Genomic DNA, 20,263 nt, shown 5'->3' with positions numbered 1-20,263 from the left:
GATGAAAGAGATCGTTATTGATAAACCGGATAAGTTTCATGCAGAAACGATTATTGTAGGTGGAGGCGTTGTTGGTTGTGCTATCGCTTATGAGCTTGCTTCCCGTGGACAGGATGTGCTGTTGCTGGAGCGTTCGGCGATTGCAGGAGGCACTTCTTGCGCGGCGGCTGGAATGCTGGCGGCAGACAGTGAGGATTTTGCTCATCCTTTGATGGCTAAGCTTGCCAGACAGAGTAGACAGTTACTTATCGAGCAACAGGTGCTAATGGCTACACTCAGTGAGGTAGAGACTGGCCTGCAATGCCAGGGATTCCTAACTCCTTTTCGTTCATACAGTGAATTAAGTAGTTATAAGGACAATCGGAAGTCTGCGTTGTCTGCTTCTGCTGATGAGGTATGGTGGGATCGTTCCGTTGTGCAACAGGAGGCATCATGGCTTAACAGAGATACGTATGGAGCCTACTACAGACCTTACGAGAGTGAGATTCTTCCAGTCCATCTAACGAAGGCATATGCTGAATCCGCTCAAGCATTTGGAGCACGGGTTATGGAGGACATACAGGATATACGTGTGCAAGCAAACGAACATGGCGTGCAGGGAATCACCACATCGATCGGTGAGATGAGATGTAAACATGTCATTATAGCGGCTGGATTACAGAGTGAAGAGTTGATGAGACATGTGAATCTGAGCATGCCTGTGTGGTCGGTAAAAGGAGAAATAGCCGCCGTTCAGTTCTCAGATGAACATGCTGGGTACAGACCTGACAGAACGGTGTATGCAGAGGATATCTATATTGTTCCCAAAGCTAATGGCGAAGTTTGGCTCGGGGCAACCAGTCTGCCAGGCAGAACCGATCTGAACGTTTCTGTACAGGGTGTTCAGAAGCTGCTAACAGCAGCTACCCACTGGGTGCCTGGGATGAAAGAAGCACAATTTATACGAGCGTGGGCAGGCGTAAGACCGGCAACTCCAGATGGATTGCCTTATATAGGTGCTTGCAAGAGTATAACAGGGCTGTTCGCCGCCTTTGGGCATTACCGCAACGGTATCTTGCTTAGTGCGATAACAGGAAGACTTATCGCTGAGTTGCTCGCTGGCAAAAGCTCAGAAGAACTCGGAATTGAGGCGCTGAGTCCGGAGCGATTGAACAGAAAGGGAGTGGTGCAGTGAATATCATCGTTAATGGTCAACGGATGGAGATTGAAGACAGATTGAATCGTGTGGATAAACTGCTTAAATCTTTTGATCTGCAAGTCAAGACTGTAGTTGTAGAGCTGAACAAGCATATTTTAACCCGTGAGTATCATGAAACGACGGCATTAAGAGAAGGCGATCGAATCGAGATTGTACATTTTGTAGGAGGCGGTTGATGATGTTGAACATTGGTAAATATACGTTTGAGTCCAGATTGTTGCTCGGAACAGGCAAGTTTTCGGATCTGGAAGTGCAAAGTCAGGCTGTGGAAGCATCTGAAACGGAAGTTTTAACCTTTGCTGTTCGTCGTCTGAATCTGGAGGAGCGCAACCAGAAGCATTTCCTGGATACATTGGATCTGGACAAATACACTCTTCTTCCGAATACGGCTGGAGCTTCCAATGCGGAAGAGGCGGTGCGAATTGCCGAGCTTGCGCGGGCTTCAGGACTTTGTGATATGATAAAAGTCGAAGTCATCGGAGATGGAATTACGCTACTCCCAGATCCGATTGAAACGTACAAGGCTTGCGAAAGTTTGCTTGAAAAGGGCTTCACGGTATTGCCTTATATTTCAGATGATGTCATTCTGGCCAAAAGGCTGCAATTGCTTGGCGTACATGCTGTAATGCCTGGCGCTTCTCCCATCGGAGCTGGCAGAGGCATCATCAATCCCTATAACCTTGAGATCATCATTGAGCAGGCCGTTGTACCTGTGATTGTGGACGCAGGATTGCGCTCCCCCAAAGATGCTGCTTATGCGATGGAACTTGGTGCCGATGGCGTATTGTTAAATACAGCCGTATCCGGATCAGGGGATCCAGTGAGCATGGCTAAGGCGATGAAATTGGGGGTAGAGGCAGGTAGGCTGGCTTATGAGGCAGGCATGATTCCCGTAAAGCGTTATGCAGCAGCCAGTAGTCCGGTGGAAGGAATGGTTCATACATGATAAATCAACAATCAACATCCTCGGAGCAGGCCGATCGGTATTCCAGACAGGAACGTTATGCGCCGCTGGGCAAGGAAGGTCAGGCGAGATTAAAGGGCAGCAGAGTTTTAATCGTTGGTGCTGGCGCACTGGGAACAGGGATCGCAGAAACGTTAGTTCGTTCAGGAGTCGGACACTTGACGATTGTGGATCGTGATTATGTGGAGTGGAGTAACCTGCAGCGACAGCAATTATATGTAGAACAGGACGCGATTGAACGGATGCCGAAGGCGATGGCGGCGGAAAAACGGTTATCTGCCATTAATTCCACGGTTCATGTGGAAGGGAAAGTGTTGGATGTCAGAGTAGATGAGTTGGAAGAACTCGTTCAGCATGCAGACTTGATTATGGATGCAACGGATAATTTTGATACCCGACTACTCATTAATGATATGGCACAGAAGCACCGTATTCCCTGGATTTATGGTGGATGCGTAGGTAGTTACGGCATCACCTATACGTTTATGCCCGGAGATACGCCATGTTTAAATTGTTTGTTGGGTGAAGTCCCTCTGGGTGGAGATACTTGTGATACATCTGGCATCATACCCCAAGCGGTACAGATGGTAACGGCGAATCAGACAGCAGAGGCGATGAAATTGCTTAGTGGCAATGCAAATGCATTGAGACGTAAGTTGTTGTCATTTGACGTTTGGAGGAACGAATACATATCCATCAATGTGGATGGTGCGAAAAAGCAAGACTGCCCTTCCTGCAGCGATTCGGCAACGTATCCATATCTTTCTGCGTCCAATCTGGAGAAAACCGATGTGTTATGTGGCAGGGATACCGTTCAGATCCGGCCTGCACGGCGTATGAATCTGGATCTTCAACAAACGGCGGATCGTCTGGATAGACTTCAAGAAGGAAAAGTGGAATCCAATCCGTTTTTGGTTTCTTTTACAACAGGAGTCCATAGAATGGTTATTTTCCAAGATGGACGTGTCCTCGTACACGGAACAAACGACACAGCTGAAGCACGTACGCTCGTCCATCGCTACTTTGGTTAAAGCAAGAAAGAAGCAAAGTCTGTTCCCTTGAGGGAATGGACTTTTTCATTTTACGGCATGCTATCTGTACCAACCATTGCTGCGAGCAGTGGGGATAGAGACAGGCCGGGTGAAAAAGAGTGAAAACAGCCATTTTGCTGATTGGAGCAGGAGAGCAGGTCAGCCTTATTCAGGATGTTTTATGTAGCGAAGGGTATGAGGTGCAACGAAAGGAAGGACCTGAACTAGACCAATTCGCCAAGAATTTGTTATCACACATCAACCTGATCATTCTGGTAGACCGAAGTGAGGGGGAAGCACATCATGACCAGGATCAGAAATTAGAGTTGAAACGATGGATAGATAAAGGTCAGGTTGTACCTCTACTGGTTATCACGTCTAACGCATCTCCTCAATTCATCGTAGAATGGCTGGATTACGGAGCTAATGATGTAATGGAGGAACCTGTTCACCTGAACGTGATGCTCGCCAGAATACGAAACTTATTGCGTGTTTTTGCGAATGCAACACAAGAGGGTGAAGAAGTAATTATAGTTCATGATCTTAAAGTGAATTTACGTTCAAGGCGGGTAAATCGTGCGGGTGAATACCTGACATTAACGCCAAAAGAGTACGAATTGCTGGAATTTCTGGCCTTGCATGTGAATGAAGCATGTACAAGGAGTGATATTTTGCGGGAGGTATGGGGATATGAGTATGCGATGGATACCAACGTTGTGGACGTATACATCAAACATCTGCGGGTTAAGGTGGATAAGGGAAGAAGTGTGAAACTGATTCATACTGTGCGTGGGATCGGTTATATGCTTCATGATAAAAATTAGATTACTAAAGTTAGTTCCATGAATCACCAGTTTAGAGTGTGGCAAAAAGAGGGTAAAAATAAAAGACCGGATAGTAACCTCCGGTCCTTACTGATTAGCAATATATAATTCTAAAGTACACGACGAGCTTTAACATACGTTCTCTTCCAAGTACCAGAGTCCAGATCAGAGAGGGTTACGCCTGGAGATCCGTACGTATGCAGAATCTTACCATTTCCCGCATAAACGCCTACGTGAGTGACATTGGAACCGGTAGAACGGCTACCGCTGGAGAAGAATACCAGATCTCCGACACGCAGATTAGCTTTGGATACAGCTGTACCTTCTTTGGATTGGTTCACGGAAGTGCGCGGCAAGTCTACACCATACTTTTTGAAAATATATTTCATAAAAGAAGAGCAGTCAAAAACTTTGGTTGTTGAGGTTGAAGCACCAAATTTATATGGAGTTCCAGTAAATTGTTTACCATAGTTAACAATCTGTTGACCTGTGGATACAGAAGCAGTTGCTGCCTGTGCAACAGGTGCGTTAGTCATTAATACAGCTCCAAAACCTAGTGTAGCGCACAACCCGACGGTTACGGCCTTTTGGACAAAGATGTTTGTTTTCATGTTAGTTAGTACCTCCAAAATTCGTTTTCGTTAAGTTGCTAGAGCGAGTATAACAGCTTTGTAACAACCTAGAAATTGGATAGGGAAGTGTAATCCCTTGGGCCACAATGGTTTGGGGATGTTTATTAAAATATGATTAAAAATGTCAAAAAATTAATCATTGACGGATGGACAATAAAGATGAAATAGCAAAGACCCTTGAATATCAAGGGTCTTTATTATGTGTGAACCTATTTTCTTCGTTGAATCACTGGTTACAAAAACGTAATAAATAATTATGAAGCATACGAATGGATTCAATCTTTGCTCTGAATAATCAGTAATAAGCCGCTATCGATAGTGACTGTACCGGAGGAGCCTAAGAGCTGGTTGCTTACACCCAAGGATTGTCCCATGCGAATGGTGGCTTGATCTAGCGGATACATAAAACCATCTAAAGTTATTCCTGCAACTTCATGAGTCAAGGGAAGCAGAGAAACATATTTATAGTCACGGTGCTCAACCACAGCTTTGGATGTGGTCAGTGTCATGTAGTTGTGCTTGTCCTGAATGGCACAGGAGATATGATGCTGCATCGCGCGAACCATGATATGTACATTAGCGAGGGTGTGATCCATACGTGTACCTGTAGCACCTAACATTAAGATGTGAGAAGGTTCGTAATCTAGCGCTGTCTCAAAAGCCATTTCTGTATCAGTAAGATCCTTATGAACAGGGTCACATGTAATGAACCGAATGCTATTGTTGCTTACAATGATACGTTCATCTTCGGTAATGGAGTCGAAGTCTCCAACTGCAATGTGAGGCTGAATGCCGTGTTCAATTAAAAATAATGCACCGCGATCGGCCGCGATGATCATATCATCTTCTCGTATTTCCTGAAGTAATTCTACAGATAAGTTTCCGCCTGTAAAAATAACAATCCGTTTCACCGTCATTTTATTTCATCCTTCCTAATTCAGAGAAAAATAGTTCATTGTTCAAATATAATGTTGGAACCTGTACAAATATATTCACCAAACCAGTATAATCCACAAAATGTGGTTGCACAATTTCAGTCCTCGCGGATACAATGGGTAGAGCGACATGGAGATGACTTGAAAAGTGAGGTTTGAACAGGTTGGACTTACACATTTTTGAAGTATTCAGCATTATAGGCACTATCGCATTTGCAATGTCCGGTGCCTTCGTGGCAATGGAAGAGGAGTATGACATTTTGGGTGTACTGGTGCTTGGACTTGTCACTGCATTCGGAGGCGGAATTATCCGGAATGTACTTATAGGTATACCTGTAACGACATTATGGAGTCAGGGATCACTTATTATGTTAGCCTTAGTATCTGTAGCAGTTGCGTTTATATTGCCTCTCAAGTGGATTAGTCACTGGAAGCGAACAGAGGCGTTATTTGATGCAATCGGACTTGCAGCATTTGCAATTCAAGGGGCACTGTACGCGGCGAACATGGGACATCCTATTAGCGCAGTTATCGTTGCAGCAGTAATGACCGGTATTGGTGGAGGCGTTATTCGTGATGTGCTCGCTGGACGTAAACCGCTTGTATTGCGTGATGAAATCTATGCTGTATGGGCAATGACAGCCGGTTTTGTCATAGGTATGGGCTGGTTAACAACGAATACCGGATTATTGCTAGGTTTCGCGGCCGTTGTGTTTTTCCGGATGTGTTCTGTACATTATAAATGGAAACTGCCACGTCGTTCGTTGGTGCCATCTGAGACGGGCAACGTCAGTCCTCAGCCGGAGAGCATTGTGACACAGCCAACATCGTCGGTACTTCAAGGTACGTTAAGCAAGGGGGATTAATATGATTAATGTTTTGTTTGTATGTCTGGGCAATATATGTAGATCACCAATGGCTGAAGCCGTTTTGCGTCACAAAGTCCTGGAGAAGGGGCTTGAACACCAGATTCGTGTGGACTCAGCGGGAACAGGGGACTGGCACGTGGGTAAACCTCCGCATGAAGGGACTCGAAAATTGCTGGATTCGTACCAGATTTCTTATGCCAACATGGCAGCGAGACAATTCGCCAGCGAAGACTTTACTCAATTTGATTACATTGTATGTATGGATAATTCAAATGCAGATAATGTACGCAACGTTCCAGGCGGAGCTGAGGCGGACATCATCAAGTTTATGGACATGCTTCCAGAGGAAAAACTCAGGGAAGTACCTGACCCGTATTACACAGGCAATTTTGAAGAGGTATATGAGTTGGTTAACGCAGGCTGCGATGTTCTGTTGAGAAAGATTGAATCGGAACATTCCTTATCCTAGTAAATAAACATGATCTGATATGTAATTTGTAACCGGGCAAAGAAGCAGGATTAGAGCACTTAAAGCAAGCAGGATATCCTGCTTCTTTTTCAGGTTACAATTGTAAGCGGTATCATTGGAATGAAAAACAATAGCGGCATTTCAGCCGCCTGTTAATGTGGTCCTTTTATCTTTCCTGGAGAAAATAAAGTAATGCTTCGGGCAATTCCTTCTGCCAAAAACCCCATTGGTGCTTCCCGTCTTTCTCTTGATAGGAGACGAGGGCACCACGTTTTTCCAGCAATTCTCGAGTATCCCGATTTAATTGAACAAAATTATACGTACCCGTGTCTGCCTCGAAATCAGTCTCCTGCAAACCAACGATCATCCAGATCGAGAGCCAAGACAGATCTTCAGCTGCGGCATAGATTTCCTGAGAAGCAGAGTAGAAGGCGCCAGACATGCTAATAACACGTGTGAACAGATCCGGATATAACAGAGCAAGATGAAGTGAAACACTGCCACCGAGCGAGTCTCCGGCAAGAATACGTTCCTGCGGAGAACGGCGCACAGGATATTTCTCTTCTATATAGGGAATAATCTCTTCAGCGAAGCAAGCGGTATATGCCTTGAACCGATCTCCAAATGGAGCATATTCCTGTGTTCTCACAGACACATCGACCTGAACCCCTACAATAATGAAAGGTTCGGCTCCTTCGTCCAGAATAATTTGGTTAGCTGTTGTAGCAATTCGTCCGAAATTAAAAAATTCTTCGCCATCCTGACAATAAACGACAGGGTAGCTAAGTAATTCGTTATAGCCTGGAGGAAGGTAAATACGGAGCGTTCGCTTCTCTCCAAGATAGCGACTTTCAATCTCTTCCTTCACAATCGTGCGTTTCAAATAGCGGGAATCCGTCATAAAACGTCACCTTTCTCGGTTAATTTTTTGCATTCGACCGCGCAATACGGTAAGATTACCCTTGTGCGGGGTTAGGTCAAACACGCAATCATGTATTATGCTGTTATACCAATATTAAGCCCCTGTTATACATACAATCCGGCAGGAAACATAAAAAAATTACGGATTTCTTTGACGTATGGAGTGAAACAGGTGTATAATAATATTATAACAGCGGAACTTGATATTCAAATTTTTTGTTGAGGTGAAGAAAAAAATGAGCAAGGTTCCTTATGAAGTGTATACAGAGGATGTAGAAGCTCTGTCCGTGCTGTCTCCTGACGGCGAAATTGTTAACAAAGACATGATGCCTACACTTTCCGATGATCAATTAAAAGAAATTATGTACCGCATGGTATTTACCCGTACTTGGGATGACCGTGCAGTAAACCTGGGCCGTCAAGGTCGTCTTGGTTTCTATGCTCCAGTATCTGGTCAAGAAGCTACAATGGTTGGTAGTGAATTTGCAATTGAAAAAGAAGACTTTGTATGTCCTGGCTATCGTGACATTCCGCAACTCGTATGGCATGGACTTCCTCTTTATCAAGCATTCTTGTACTCCCGTGGACACCAACATGGTGGACAAATTCCAGATGGCGTTAATGTATTGATGCCACAAATCATCATTGGTGCACAAATTCTGCATGCAATGGGTATCGCTATGGGTTACAAATTGAAGAAACAAAAACAAGTTGTTATCACGTACACAGGTGATGGCGGTTCTTCTGAAGGTGACTTCTATGAAGGTCTGAACTACGCTGGTGTATACAAACTGCCTGTTATCTTCTTCGTACAAAACAATGGTTATGCCATCACAACTCCTTTTGCTAAACAAACAGCAGCTCTGTCCATCGCTCACAAAGCGGTAGCAGCAGGTATCAAAGGTGTTAAAGTTGACGGTATGGACATCTTCGCTGTTATCAAAGCTGTTCAGGAAGCTGCTGAGCGCGGACGTAACGGAGAAGGCGCAACATTGATCGAAGCAGTAACATACCGTTTCCGTCCTCACTCCCTTTCGGATGATGCTTCCAAGTATCGTACAAAAGAAGAAGAGGCGGAATGGTCTGCTAAAGATCCTATCGCACGTTTCGCTAAATATCTGGAGAAAAAAGGTCTTTGGACTGAAGAAGATACAGCACGTGTGAAAGAAGAAGCAAAAGCTAAAGTAAATGAAGAAATCAAAAAAGCGGAAAAAACCGAGAAAATGACGATTTCAGGCTTGATCGACAGCATGTTCGAACAAACGCCTAAGCACTTGGAAGAGCAAAAAGCTGATTTCCAATAAGTTTTTTCCGATAAAGCATAAACATCCGCGACTTTAATGTCCCGGTATACATGTACGAATTCAAATGTGAACTGTCAATGTTTAAGGAGGAAATGAAGCAAATGGCACAAATGAACATGAAAGAAGCAATCCGTGATGCGCTTCGCGTGGAGTTGAAACGTGATCCTAACGTTCTGCTCTTCGGTGAAGACGTAGGTAATGTAGGCGGCGTTTTCCGTGTAACGGAAGGTCTGCAAAAAGAGTTTGGCGAAGAGCGTGTATTTGATACACCACTGGCTGAGTCCGCTATTGGTGGTCTGGCTGTAGGTCTGGGTGTACAAGGCTTCCGTCCGGTTGCTGAGATCCAATTCGTTGGTTTTATCTTCGAAGCCCTTGACCAAATGGTAGTGCAAGCTGCTCGTATGCGTTTCCGCTCTGGTGGAAAATACAATTCTCCAATCGTATTCCGTACACCATTCGGTGGCGGTGTAAAAGCGGCAGAATTGCATACAGATTCCCTGGAAGGTCTGCTCACGCAAACACCAGGTATCAAAGTCGTTGTTCCTTCTAACCCTTACGATGCAAAAGGTCTGATGATCGCTTCTATTCGCGATAACGATCCTGTATTCTTCATGGAGCACTTGAACCTGTACCATGCTTTCCGTGCAGAAGTGCCTGAAGAAGATTATGTTGTTGAATTGGGCAAAGCGAACGTTGTTCGTGAAGGTTCCGATGTAACGATCATTACTTACGGTATGATGGTTCACACTTCTGTGAAAGCAGCAGAAGAACTCGAAAAACAAGGAATCAAAGTTGAAGTTATCGACCTTCGTACGGTTAGCCCGATCGACATCGATACCATCGTTGCTTCCATTAAGAAAACAAACCGTGCAATTGTTGTACAGGAAGCTCAAAAGAGCGCAGGTGTTGCAGCTGAAGTCATTGCCCAAATCAATGAAAAAGCAATCCTGCACTTGGAAGCACCGGTTCTGCGTGTAGCTGGTCCGGATACTGTATATCCTTTTGCACAAATCGAAGATTCTTGGCTGCCTAACCCAGCACGTATCGTTGCTGCGGTTAATAAAGTCGTAAATTTCTAATTTAATCATCTGACATGCCGCAAGGCGCAGTATGGTGATTCACACCGCAGCGCAAGCTGCACTGTAAACAGCCATTAGCCCCTTGAGTAACAGTTATTTGCATTAGCAGTAACAGTTGTTTCTTGGAGTTAAGGGTTGTTTTCAGGATTGAGCACATAATCAAGGAGGTTTTTCAGTTGGCTAAATTTGAATATAAATTCCCTGAATTGGGCGAAGGCCTGCACGAAGGCGAAATCATCAAGATGCACATCAAAGTCGGTGACAAAGTAACTGACGATGACATCATCATGGAAGTACAGAATGACAAAGCGGTTGTAGAAGTACCTTGTCCGGTTAACGGAACAGTTACAGAAGTATTCGCTAAAGACGGTCAAGTCTGCCACGTTGGTGAAGTTGTAGCGATCATCGATGCAGAAGGCGAACTTCCTGAGCAAGACGACGCTCCTGCTGGCGATCAAGGCGAGCAAGAGAAAGATGCAGCTCAAGGCGGAGCTGACACAAGCGGTTCTTCTGCAGCAGCTTCCAGCACGGATGCAGCTAAAGAAGGCGGCAATAACAGCGTTCCGGCAGTACCTGCCAAAGACGTTCTGGCAACACCAAGCGTGCGCAAATTTGCTCGCGAACAAGGTGTAGACATCGCTCGAGTTAACGGCACTGGCAACAACGGTAAAGTAACCAAAGAAGATGTTGAATCCTTCAAAAACGGTGGCGGTTCTTCCGCAGCGGCATCTTCCGAAGCTCCGGCTCAAGAAGAGAAAAAATCCGCAGCACCAGCAGCAGCAGCTGATCAATACCTTGAAGAAGAGCGCGTACCATTCAAAGGTATCCGTAAAGCGATCTCTAATGCAATGGTTAAATCGGCTTACACAGCACCTCACGTTACAATCATGGACGAAGTGGACGTAACTGAATTGGTTGCTTTCCGTACTCGCATGAAACCAATTGCAGAGAAAAAAGGAACAAAAGTTACTTATCTGCCATTCATCGTTAAAGCACTGGTTGCGGCTTCCCGCCAATTCCCGGCTCTGAACGCTATGATTGATGAAGAAGCTAACGAAATTGTTTACAAAAAATACTACAACATCGGTATCGCTACAGATACAGACAACGGCTTGATCGTTCCTGTTATCAAAGATGCTGATCGTAAATCCATCTGGATGATTGCTGATTCTATCCGTGATCTGGCTGCTCGTGGTCGTGAGGGCAAATTGAGCGCGAATGAAATGAGAGGAAGTACAATCTCCATCAGTAACATCGGTTCTGCTGGCGGTATGTTCTTCACTCCAATCATCAACTTCCCTGAAGTTGCTATTCTCGGAACAGGACGCATCAGCGAAAAAGCAGTGATCAAAAACGGCGAAGTAGTTGCAGCACCTGTAATGGCTCTTTCCCTGAGCTTTGACCACCGTATCATCGATGGCGCAACAGCACAAAACTTTATGAATTACATTAAACAGCTGCTCGCTAACCCTGAGCTGCTTGTTATGGAGGTGTAAGATATGGTAGTAGGCGACGCTTCTCTCAATATCGACACATTAGTAATTGGTGCGGGTCCTGGCGGCTATGTAGCTGCCATCCGCGCTGCTCAACTGGGCCAAAGCGTATTGATCGTAGACAAATCCGAACTGGGCGGTGTTTGTTTGAACCGTGGATGTATTCCATCCAAAGCCCTGATCTCTGCTGCACACCAATATGAGTCTGCACTTCACGGTGAAGCTTTTGGTATCTCTGCTGAGAACGTAAAAGTGGACTTCAGCAAAACTCAAGAGTTCAAAAACGGCGTTGTTAAGAAAATGACTGGCGGCGTAGCTGGTTTGCTTAAAGGCAACAAAGTTGAAGTTTTCAACGGTGAGTGCATGTTCATCAACGAAAACGAAGCTCGTGTATTCAATGACCACGAGTCTCCGCGTTACAAATTTAAAAATGCAATTATTGCAACAGGTTCCCGTCCAATCGAACTGAAACCTTTCCCGTTTGGCGGACGCATTCTGTCTTCGACAGAAGCTCTGAACTTGCCTGAAGTACCAAAAAGCATGATCGTTATCGGTGGCGGATATATCGGTGCTGAGCTTGGTCAAATGTACTCCAAATTCGGTGCAAAAGTAACAATCATCGAAGGTTTGGATACAGTACTGCCAGGTTTCGATAAAGACATGACTAGCCTTGTGGCTAAAAACATGAAGAAAACAGGCATCGAAATCGTAACGGGTGCAAAAGCTGAAAGTGCTGAGCAAACGGACAAAGATGTAACTGTTAAGTACTCTGTAAATGGTGAGTCCAAAGAAGTAACTGCAGATTACCTGCTGGTAACTGTTGGACGTCGTCCAAACACGGATGGAGAACTTGGTCTTGACATGATTGGTGTTGACGTTGACGAGCGTGGCTTCGTTAAAGTTGACCACCAAGGTCGCACAAGCATTCCGCACATCTTCGCTATCGGTGACATCGTATCTGGCTTGGCTCTGGCACACAAAGCTTCTTATGAAGGTAAAGTGGCTGCTGAAGCAATCGCAGGACAACCATCTGTAGTTGACTACAAATGTATGCCAGCTGTTGTGTTCACAGATCCAGAGTGTTCCAGCGTAGGTTACACTGAAAAAGAAGCTAAAGAAAAAGGTTACAAAGTAAAAGCAGGCAAGTTCCCTTATGCGGGTAACGGCCGTGCTGTATCTTTGAACCACGCTGAAGGCTTCGTGAAAATCGTAGCTGACGAAGAAAGCGGCCTTGTATTGGGTTGCCAAATCGTAGGTCTGGAAGCTTCCAACTTGATTGCTGAGCTTGGTTTGGCAATTGAGATGGGCGCAACTTTGGAAGATCTGGCTCTCACAATTCACGCTCACCCAACTTTGGGCGAAATCGTGATGGAAGCTGCGGAATTGGTTATGGGTCACCCGATCCACATCATCTCCCGTTAAGATTCTCTAAGCTTCGGATCCGTCCGGCATTATACGTATATCAGAAGAGACGAATGACGTTAACGCGTTATTCGTCTCTTTTTTCTGAGCAAGAGCCGAGAAATTAAGATGCTCGTGTATGTGACATGATGAAAAGTTACACGCTCATAAGTTTTAGTGAATTGATTTTATCCAACAACTCAATTGTGGTACACTGTAGTAATGATCAGTCATGATGTGGCTCCAAGCCAATCACGGTCTATGTATTTAGTATTTAAGTTAAACTAATCTTTTACACGAGAACGTAGAGGACAGAAAGAACCTGAAGAAGCGGAGCTAAAAGCTTTCTGAAGGAAAGCTGCATCGGAAGCATACGCTTCGCCTTTATCCCCGGATTTTACCTTTGGAAAAGGAAATCAAAAAAATCTGGGGATAACAGCGATCGGAAGGTTGTTCTGTCATCGGAGTGGTAAGTGTAAATATTCTTTAGTGAGGGGATATCAACATGAAAAACTATCTCGATTTATTACAGGATATTCTGAACAACGGCGTGCATAAAGGAGACCGTACAGGAACAGGAACACAATCTGTATTTGGCAGACAGCTCCGTTATGATCTGTCCGAAGGATTTCCGCTGGTAACAACGAAACGAATTCATCTCAAATCGGTTATTCATGAACTGTTGTGGTTTTTGAGTGGCGATACCAATATATCTTATCTGAAAGAAAACGGTGTGAAGATCTGGGACGACTGGGCGGACGAAAATGGAGATCTTGGACCGGTATATGGCTCGCAGTGGCGCACATGGGAAGCACCAAACGGAGAAAAAATTGATCAGATCGCCGCAGTTATTGATTCGATCAAAAATAATCCGGATTCACGTCGTCACCTTGTCAGCGCATGGAATGTGGCTGAGATTAATAATATGAAGCTTCCACCTTGTCATTTTGCGTTTCAGTTTTACGTTGCAGAGGGTAAATTATCATGTATGCTTACGATGCGTTCCGTGGATACGTTCCTCGGGTTACCGTTTAACATCGCGAGTTATGCGCTCTTAACTCATATGATCGCTCAGCAATGTAATCTTGAGGTGGGTGACTTCATTTGGTCTGGAGGGGATGTTCACATCTACTCTAACCATGTTGATCAGGTTAAAACTCAGCTGGAGCGTGAACCTTATGCTTTACCTAAGCTGGTAATCAAGCGTAAGCCGGATTCTATTTTTGATTATAAGTTTGAAGATTTTGAGTTTGAGAACTACCAGCATCATCCGGGCATTAAAGCTCCAATTGCAGTCTAATTATGTGTTCAATCTCGATAAGAGACTTGGATTGAAGGAGTGGATTACCCTTGAGTATTGAACTAGTATGGGCAATGGGGGAGAACGGTGTGATCGGATTAAACAATTCGATTCCATGGCGTTTACCCAAGGATATGGCCTTTTTCAAACAACGTACGTTAAATAAAACGATTATCATGGGACGTAATACGTGGGAATCCTTTGGTGGTAAGCCGCTTCCTCAGCGCCGTAATATTGTGGTGACTAGAGATCTGAACTACAAGGTGAAACAAGCTGAAATCGTACATACGATTGAAGAGGGTCTGAGTGTAACCAAAGGTGAGGAACTGTGTGTAATTGGGGGTTCCCAAGTGTATCGCGAATTTTTGCCACTTGCAGATCGTCTAGTGGTGACCAAAATTCATGAGAATTTTGAAGGAGATACGTTTTTCCCCGAAGTGGATTGGTCCGAATGGCAACTGATTGAACAGATTGAAGGCGAACAGGATGAAAAAAATGTTCATGCGTATACATTCGAATTTTATGAACGTAAACGGTAAATATGGCATAAGAAATTCCTGACTTCGGTCGTATTTGTATGATAAGAGACGCTGATTGCGAAATATTCGTGAACAGCGTCTTTTTTTATATAAAAAAATGAGTCACTTGTTTAGATTGGGATACATATAACATAAATATAACATGAGTAATTGGTATTTATGTATAATATACATGTGGGCAAGCATTAAACAGTAAAAAAGTGTAAAAGTTTTGAGGTTTTAACGTTGTGAAGCCCTAAAACAAGTCTGATATTCGAAATTAAGAACGATTTATAGCAGAATATGCTGGATTTCATGACAAATTATCTAACATTCACTTAACGTTTCGACCTTTTATTTCTTCAACACACACCAGATTTCGCAGTTCAAAACCACATTTAACACCAAAATAAGGGTATTGACCATGGGTAGACTTGAAAGATATGATGTATAAAATACAAATAATTATGCGGATAATCCATTTAATATTCAGTACAGTAAATGCTACTATAATTGAAATATCTTCGAGAAGATTTTGTGATACAATAGACAAAAACTCAAGTAATGAGTAATCCATTTCATATAGAACCATGCACATGAAGGGATTAAGACAAGAACGGATGGGGGAAAACGTAAGATGTCTACACCTACTGGATTTATGGAATACAAACGTCAACTGCCAGCAGATCGTGAGCCAGCGGAGCGGATTAAGGATTGGGAAGAGTTTCATAAACATATGGCTGAAGAAGAGCTCAGAACACAAGGTGCACGATGCATGGATTGTGGTACCCCGTATTGCCATACAGGTATAGATATGATTGGCGGCACGTCAGGTTGCCCCGTGCATAACCTGATTCCAGAATGGAATAATCTTGTATATCGCGGACTGTGGAGAGAAGCACTTGAGCGCCTTCACAAAACGAATAATTTCCCAGAGTTTACAGGTCGCGTCTGTCCAGCTCCTTGCGAAGGTTCTTGTACAGTTGGCTTAATCGGTCAGCCTGTAACCATCAAAACGATTGAAGAAGCAATTATTGAAAAAGGTTTCGAAGAAGGATGGGTAGTTCCCCAACCTCCTGAAAAACGTACGGGTAAACGTGTAGCTGTGGTAGGTTCAGGTCCAGCGGGATTGGCTACTGCGGCTCAGTTGAATAAAGCAGGCCACTCGGTAACCGTATATGAGCGTTCGGACCGTGTCGGTGGATTGTTGATGTACGGTATCCCAACGATGAAATTGGATAAAAAGGTAGTTCAACGTCGTGTTGATCTGCTTGAAGCAGAAGGCGTTCAATTCATCACGAATACCGAGATCGGTAAGGATATTGCAGCACAACAACTCGTAGATGATTATGATGCTGTTGTATTGTGTGGTGGTGCAACGAAGCCGCGTGAATTCAATATTGAAGGCAGTGACTTGAAAGGCGTTCATTACGCCATGGATTTCCTGAATGGTAGCATTAAGAGTTATCTGGATTCCAATCTGGAAGATGGTCAATATCTGTCCGCTAAGGATAAAGATATCATCGTCATTGGTGGCGGTGATACAGGATCTGACTGTGTAGCTACATCGCTGCGTCATGGTTGTCGTACGATTACTCAATTCGGTACGCATACACAAGCGCCTATGGAACGTGATCGTATTAACAACCCTTGGCCGCAATTCCCGAACGTATACACACTTGATTATGCGCAAGAGGAAGCCAAAGCGTTGTTTGGTCAAGATCCGCGTGAATTCTCCATCATGACAACAAAATTTGTCGGAGACGATGAGGGGAACCTCAAAGAATTGCATACCGTACAGATCGAGCGTATTGTGGATGAGACTGGTCGCAAGATTTATCAGCCGATTCCAGGTACAGAGCGTGTATTCCCGGCTCAGATGGCCATGATTGCCATTGGTTTTGATGGACCGGAACAAACGTTGGTAGAGCAACTGGGACTTGCAACAGATCGTCGCACAAATGTTAAGGCACGTTACGGCAAATACAACACCAATGTGGATAAAGTATTTGCAGCAGGTGACATGCGTCGTGGTCAAAGCTTGGTTGTATGGGCAATTAATGAAGGTCGTGAGGCTGCTCGTGAAGTGGACAAATACTTGATGGGTGCTTCGGTTCTGGTGTAAAAGTATAGAACAAGATATAAACGACAACCTTCGCGATCAGCGAGGGTTGTTTGCTGTTATTTTAACCAATTTGACTACATATTTCATGTAAGTGTGAGCAATATCATTGCTTTTTAAGTGATAAAGATTTATTATTATATTATAATAATTATAAATAAGGATTAACTGAAACCATGAATCCGTACGATAAAAGTAAATTTCAATGAATATAAATCGGAGGTGCGACCTGCTATGGCAAGTAACCGGGACAAGTCCATTTCAGAACAGATCTTTCACATTAAAAATCAATTGGTTGAAAAAGGATATAAGTTAACACAACAACGGGAAGTTACTGTACGTGTATTACTTGAACATGAAAAGGATCATTTTAGCGCAGAGGAAGTATTTCTCCTGGTTAAGGAGCAGTTCCCTGAGATTGGATTGGCTACCGTATACCGCACTCTCGAACTGCTGAGTGACCTTCAGGTCGTTGAAAAAATTAACTTTGGTGACGGCGCTGCACGCTTTGATCTGCGAAGTACAGACGGTTCCCATCACCACCATCATTTGATCTGTACCGAATGTGGTAAAGTGGAAGAGATTATGGAAGATGGGCTGCTTCGTTTGGAACAACAAATCGAGCGTCAGTATGGCTTTGCTGTTACGGATCATCGTCTGGATTTCCAGGGTGTATGCAAAGAGTGCAGACAAAAACATGTATTAAAGGAACAGGCAGCAGGATAATTCATTTCGGGAAGGTGCTCCCGAATCCAAAATCTGATATAATGAGTTTCAGAAGCAAGGGGCTTCCGTCGGCGGAATGCCCCTTTTTGCCGTCATGCGGACGGTGAAGGAGGAGAGATGGACGGATGAAGACACTGGTTATAGCGGAAAAACCCGACATGGGTCGAACCATTGCCGCCGTCATAGAACCAAAGGCCAAGAACAATCGCACGTATCTGGAGGGTGAGCATTACATCATCACTTGGGCGATAGGGCATTTGCTTGGACTGGCTGAACCGGATGCCTATGATACGAAGTACAAGCGCTGGAATATAGCGGACCTGCCGATCATACCCGATCAGTTCAAGATTGTACCCAATCCGAGGACAAAAGATCAGCTTAAAATGATTGGAGAACTGGCGAAACGGGCTTCAGCGATCGTTAATGCTTGTGATGCAGGGAGAGAAGGGCAGTACATCTTCGCCCTCATACAACAGCAATTGAAGCTGCGTCAGCCTGTAAAGCGATTATGGATATCGGATTTGACGGCAGAGAGCATTAGACGTGGTTTTGATGGTCTGAAGGATGCCTCTGAATTTGAAAATCTGACCCATGCTGCTCGCGCCAGAAGTGAAGCCGATTGGCTGATCGGCATGAATGCCTCACGGGCGTTTACAACCCGCCATAATGCATTGTTGTCTGTAGGCCGTGTGCAGACGCCGGTACTCGCGCTAATCTACGATCGGGAAATAGAGATTGAAGCGTTCCAGTCACAGACCTTTTATGAAGTAGCCGCCTGGTTTCGGCAGGAAGGTGTCGAGTACCGAGGACTGCGTCAGGGAGATAAGTTGACCGATGCGGAGGCAGCAGAGGCCATTGCAGCCAGTGTGAAGGGCAAGACAGGGCAGATTACCAAATACGAAGCGAAGCAGACGAAAGAGTATCCGTATCGTTTGTATGACCTGACCCTTTTACAGCGTGAAGCCAATGCCAAGTTCGGATATGGTGCCAAAAAAACACTGGATATCGCACAGGCCTTGTATGAAAAACACAAGGTAATTTCGTATCCGCGGACAAACTCCAACTATGTTACTGAACAGAATATTGAAGGTATGCACAAAACGCTAAACCTGCTTAAAAATGGTACCTATAGTGAGCTTGCGCAAGGGGCCAAGCCGGAGCTTGTTCATAAGAATAATAAAGGGGTATGTAATCCGAGCAGGGTTGAGGATCACCATGCGATCTTACCTACATTAAAGCGACCAGGTACCTTATCCAAGGATGAGCAGAACATCTATGATTTGATTGTAAGACGTTTCTTGTCTCACTTTTATCCTCCGGCGGAGTATAAGCAACATACCGTGCTCACCGAAGTGGAGAAACATCAGTTTAAGACATCTGTCAAAGAGCTGCTGTCCCTCGGATGGAAAGTGGTTCTCGGTTCTGGAGATCAGGAACAGGGCGGTGCAGGCAAGAAGAAGAGCAAGAAAAACGGCAATGAGGAAGAGGAAGCTGAAGAGTGGACGGACAAGGCTTTTAGTGTACAACCTGAATTGCCTGTTCAATGTACGAAAAGTGAGTTCAAAGAGAAGGCGACTCAGCCTCCCAAAAGTTATACCGAGGGAACATTGCTCAAAGCGATGGAAAGTGCAGGCAAGCAGATCGAGAATGAAGAGCTGCGAGATGCGATGAAAGACAGTGGTTTGGGTACTCCGGCTACACGTGCTGCTACGATTGAGCGCCTCAAAAACGTAGGTTACATTACGCTACAGGGAAAAAAAATGCAGTTAACGCTCAAAGGCAGAACGGCTATTGAGTTGATTCGTCGCGCGGGTGTAGATCTGTTAACCTCACCTGAGATGACCGGGCAATGGGAAAGAAGGTTATATCAGATTTCCAAAGGTGAGGCGGGGCAGGACAAGTTCATGGAGAACGTTAAGAAATTCACGTTGTCCATCATTGAGAAAGTACGTGTGCAAGCTCCGGCGCCGGCAGATGCTTTTGGAGAAGACTCACGGGCAGGCAGGGGGAAAGGCAAGGGAGCCAGAACCCAAGCAGGGAATACAAGGACATCTGCCAAGGCATCCAGTGGCAGTTCGGCTGTAAAAACGTCCCGTCAGACTTCGGCATCTTCATCGAGAGCTGGCAGTGGGAAAAGCACGACCACCAAGACGCCATCTTCAACTGCGAGCTCATCTGGAGTGAGAGAGTTACTGGCACCCTGTCCTTCCCCCGGCTGTACAGGCCAGATCATAGAGGGCAAGAAGGGTTATGGATGCTCACGTTTCAAGGAAGGCTGTTCATTTGTGGTCTGGAAAGAGTATGCGGGCAAAAAAATCACCAGTACGATGTTAAAATCATTGATTGAGAAGGGGAGTACTCAAGTTCTGTCTTTCAAACGAAAAGACGGGAGTACGGTGAAGGCACGTATTATTTTGCAAGACGTGGTAACAGGCAAGTTATCTGGTGAGAAACAGGATGCTTGATCTTATTCATCA

General features: G+C 44.7%; 19 protein-coding genes. 16 read left to right on the top strand and 3 right to left on the bottom strand.

The window, feature by feature from the left end:
- Nucleotide 1 precedes the first annotated feature (1 nt).
- The 5 genes from thiO (at nt 2) to MKY87_RS03145 (ending at nt 4,017) form a co-directional block, all read left to right on the top strand.
- Nucleotides 2-1,174, top strand: coding sequence for a glycine oxidase ThiO (thiO, locus tag MKY87_RS03165; RefSeq protein ID WP_340962895.1), 1,173 nt, complete (start codon nt 2-4; stop codon nt 1,172-1,174).
- Nucleotides 1,171-1,374: a sulfur carrier protein ThiS gene (gene thiS / locus MKY87_RS03160; RefSeq protein WP_091020730.1), complete on the top strand. Its 204-nt coding sequence runs from the start codon at nt 1,171-1,173 to the stop codon at nt 1,372-1,374. Before thiO ends, thiS begins: the two co-directional genes overlap by 4 nt.
- 2 nt (nt 1,375-1,376) lie before the next feature.
- A complete protein-coding gene (locus MKY87_RS03155; RefSeq protein ID WP_340967371.1) occupies nt 1,377-2,144 on the top strand; it encodes a thiazole synthase in 768 nt (255 codons plus the stop codon).
- A complete protein-coding gene (locus tag MKY87_RS03150; RefSeq protein ID WP_340962893.1) occupies nt 2,141-3,193 on the top strand; it encodes a ThiF family adenylyltransferase in 1,053 nt (350 codons plus the stop codon). Before MKY87_RS03155 ends, MKY87_RS03150 begins: the two co-directional genes overlap by 4 nt.
- A 119-nt stretch (nt 3,194-3,312) precedes the next feature.
- A complete protein-coding gene (locus tag MKY87_RS03145; RefSeq protein ID WP_340962892.1) occupies nt 3,313-4,017 on the top strand; it encodes a response regulator transcription factor in 705 nt (234 codons plus the stop codon).
- Between the two features lie 110 nt (nt 4,018-4,127).
- Here MKY87_RS03145 and MKY87_RS03140 read toward each other — a convergent pair whose 3' ends face one another.
- Together MKY87_RS03140 and MKY87_RS03135 are read right to left on the bottom strand one after the other, a co-directional pair.
- Nucleotides 4,128-4,628 carry a C40 family peptidase gene (locus MKY87_RS03140; protein WP_340962890.1) on the bottom strand — a complete coding sequence of 167 codons (501 nt, stop codon included), beginning with the start codon at nt 4,626-4,628 and terminating at the stop codon, nt 4,128-4,130.
- 296 nt (nt 4,629-4,924) lie between these two features.
- Nucleotides 4,925-5,566, bottom strand: a complete 642-nt coding sequence (locus MKY87_RS03135) for a thiamine diphosphokinase (RefSeq protein WP_340962888.1) — start codon at nt 5,564-5,566, stop codon at nt 4,925-4,927.
- Between the two features lie 182 nt (nt 5,567-5,748).
- Between MKY87_RS03135 and MKY87_RS03130 the strand changes: the two genes are divergently transcribed.
- Together MKY87_RS03130 and MKY87_RS03125 are read left to right on the top strand one after the other, a co-directional pair.
- Nucleotides 5,749-6,450 (top strand): trimeric intracellular cation channel family protein, encoded by a 702-nt coding sequence (locus MKY87_RS03130; protein WP_074095468.1) that lies wholly within the window; start codon nt 5,749-5,751, stop codon nt 6,448-6,450.
- A gap of 1 nt (nt 6,451) precedes the next feature.
- Complete coding sequence (locus MKY87_RS03125) at nt 6,452-6,922, top strand: low molecular weight protein-tyrosine-phosphatase (protein WP_340962886.1); 471 nt, start codon at nt 6,452-6,454, stop codon at nt 6,920-6,922.
- A 166-nt stretch (nt 6,923-7,088) separates the two neighbouring features.
- On the opposite strand, the gene MKY87_RS03120 is transcribed toward MKY87_RS03125, so the two are convergent.
- Entirely contained in the window at nt 7,089-7,823 is a 735-nt protein-coding gene (locus MKY87_RS03120; RefSeq protein WP_017688071.1) for an alpha/beta hydrolase, read from the bottom strand.
- Between the two features lie 256 nt (nt 7,824-8,079).
- On the opposite strand from MKY87_RS03120, the gene pdhA reads away from it, so the two are divergent.
- From pdhA to MKY87_RS03075, 9 genes are all read left to right on the top strand, one after another.
- The gene (pdhA, locus tag MKY87_RS03115) at nt 8,080-9,147 is read left to right on the top strand and encodes a pyruvate dehydrogenase (acetyl-transferring) E1 component subunit alpha (protein WP_017688072.1); all 1,068 of its coding nucleotides are present in this window, start codon (nt 8,080-8,082) and stop codon (nt 9,145-9,147) included.
- 101 nt (nt 9,148-9,248) lie between these two features.
- Nucleotides 9,249-10,226: an alpha-ketoacid dehydrogenase subunit beta gene (locus MKY87_RS03110; RefSeq protein WP_074095465.1), complete on the top strand. Its 978-nt coding sequence runs from the start codon at nt 9,249-9,251 to the stop codon at nt 10,224-10,226.
- A 176-nt stretch (nt 10,227-10,402) separates the two neighbouring features.
- Nucleotides 10,403-11,722 (top strand): dihydrolipoamide acetyltransferase family protein, encoded by a 1,320-nt coding sequence (locus tag MKY87_RS03105; RefSeq protein ID WP_340962885.1) that lies wholly within the window; start codon nt 10,403-10,405, stop codon nt 11,720-11,722.
- Nucleotides 11,723-11,725: 3 nt separating this feature from the next.
- Nucleotides 11,726-13,141, top strand: coding sequence for a dihydrolipoyl dehydrogenase (lpdA, locus tag MKY87_RS03100; protein WP_036613658.1), 1,416 nt, complete (start codon nt 11,726-11,728; stop codon nt 13,139-13,141).
- Between the two features lie 484 nt (nt 13,142-13,625).
- Nucleotides 13,626-14,420 carry a thymidylate synthase gene (gene thyA / locus MKY87_RS03095; RefSeq protein ID WP_340962884.1) on the top strand — a complete coding sequence of 265 codons (795 nt, stop codon included), beginning with the start codon at nt 13,626-13,628 and terminating at the stop codon, nt 14,418-14,420.
- Nucleotides 14,421-14,470: 50 nt separating this feature from the next.
- Nucleotides 14,471-14,959, top strand: a complete 489-nt coding sequence (locus MKY87_RS03090; RefSeq protein WP_340962882.1) for a dihydrofolate reductase — start codon at nt 14,471-14,473, stop codon at nt 14,957-14,959.
- Nucleotides 14,960-15,575: 616 nt separating this feature from the next.
- Entirely contained in the window at nt 15,576-17,063 is a 1,488-nt protein-coding gene (locus MKY87_RS03085; RefSeq protein ID WP_315935825.1) for a glutamate synthase subunit beta, read from the top strand.
- A gap of 231 nt (nt 17,064-17,294) precedes the next feature.
- Nucleotides 17,295-17,786, top strand: a complete 492-nt coding sequence (gene fur, locus MKY87_RS03080; protein ID WP_036613667.1) for a ferric iron uptake transcriptional regulator — start codon at nt 17,295-17,297, stop codon at nt 17,784-17,786.
- 125 nt (nt 17,787-17,911) lie between these two features.
- Entirely contained in the window at nt 17,912-20,251 is a 2,340-nt protein-coding gene (locus tag MKY87_RS03075; RefSeq protein ID WP_340962881.1) for a type IA DNA topoisomerase, read from the top strand.
- The last annotated feature ends 12 nt before the right edge of the window (nt 20,252-20,263 follow it).

Origin of the sequence: Paenibacillus sp. FSL R7-0198, assembly GCF_038000415.1 — a bacterium.
In the GTDB taxonomy this organism is placed as follows: domain Bacteria; phylum Bacillota; class Bacilli; order Paenibacillales; family Paenibacillaceae; genus Paenibacillus.
The sequence above is the reverse complement of the archived record's forward strand: the minus strand, read 5'-3'. Positions and strand labels throughout refer to the sequence as shown.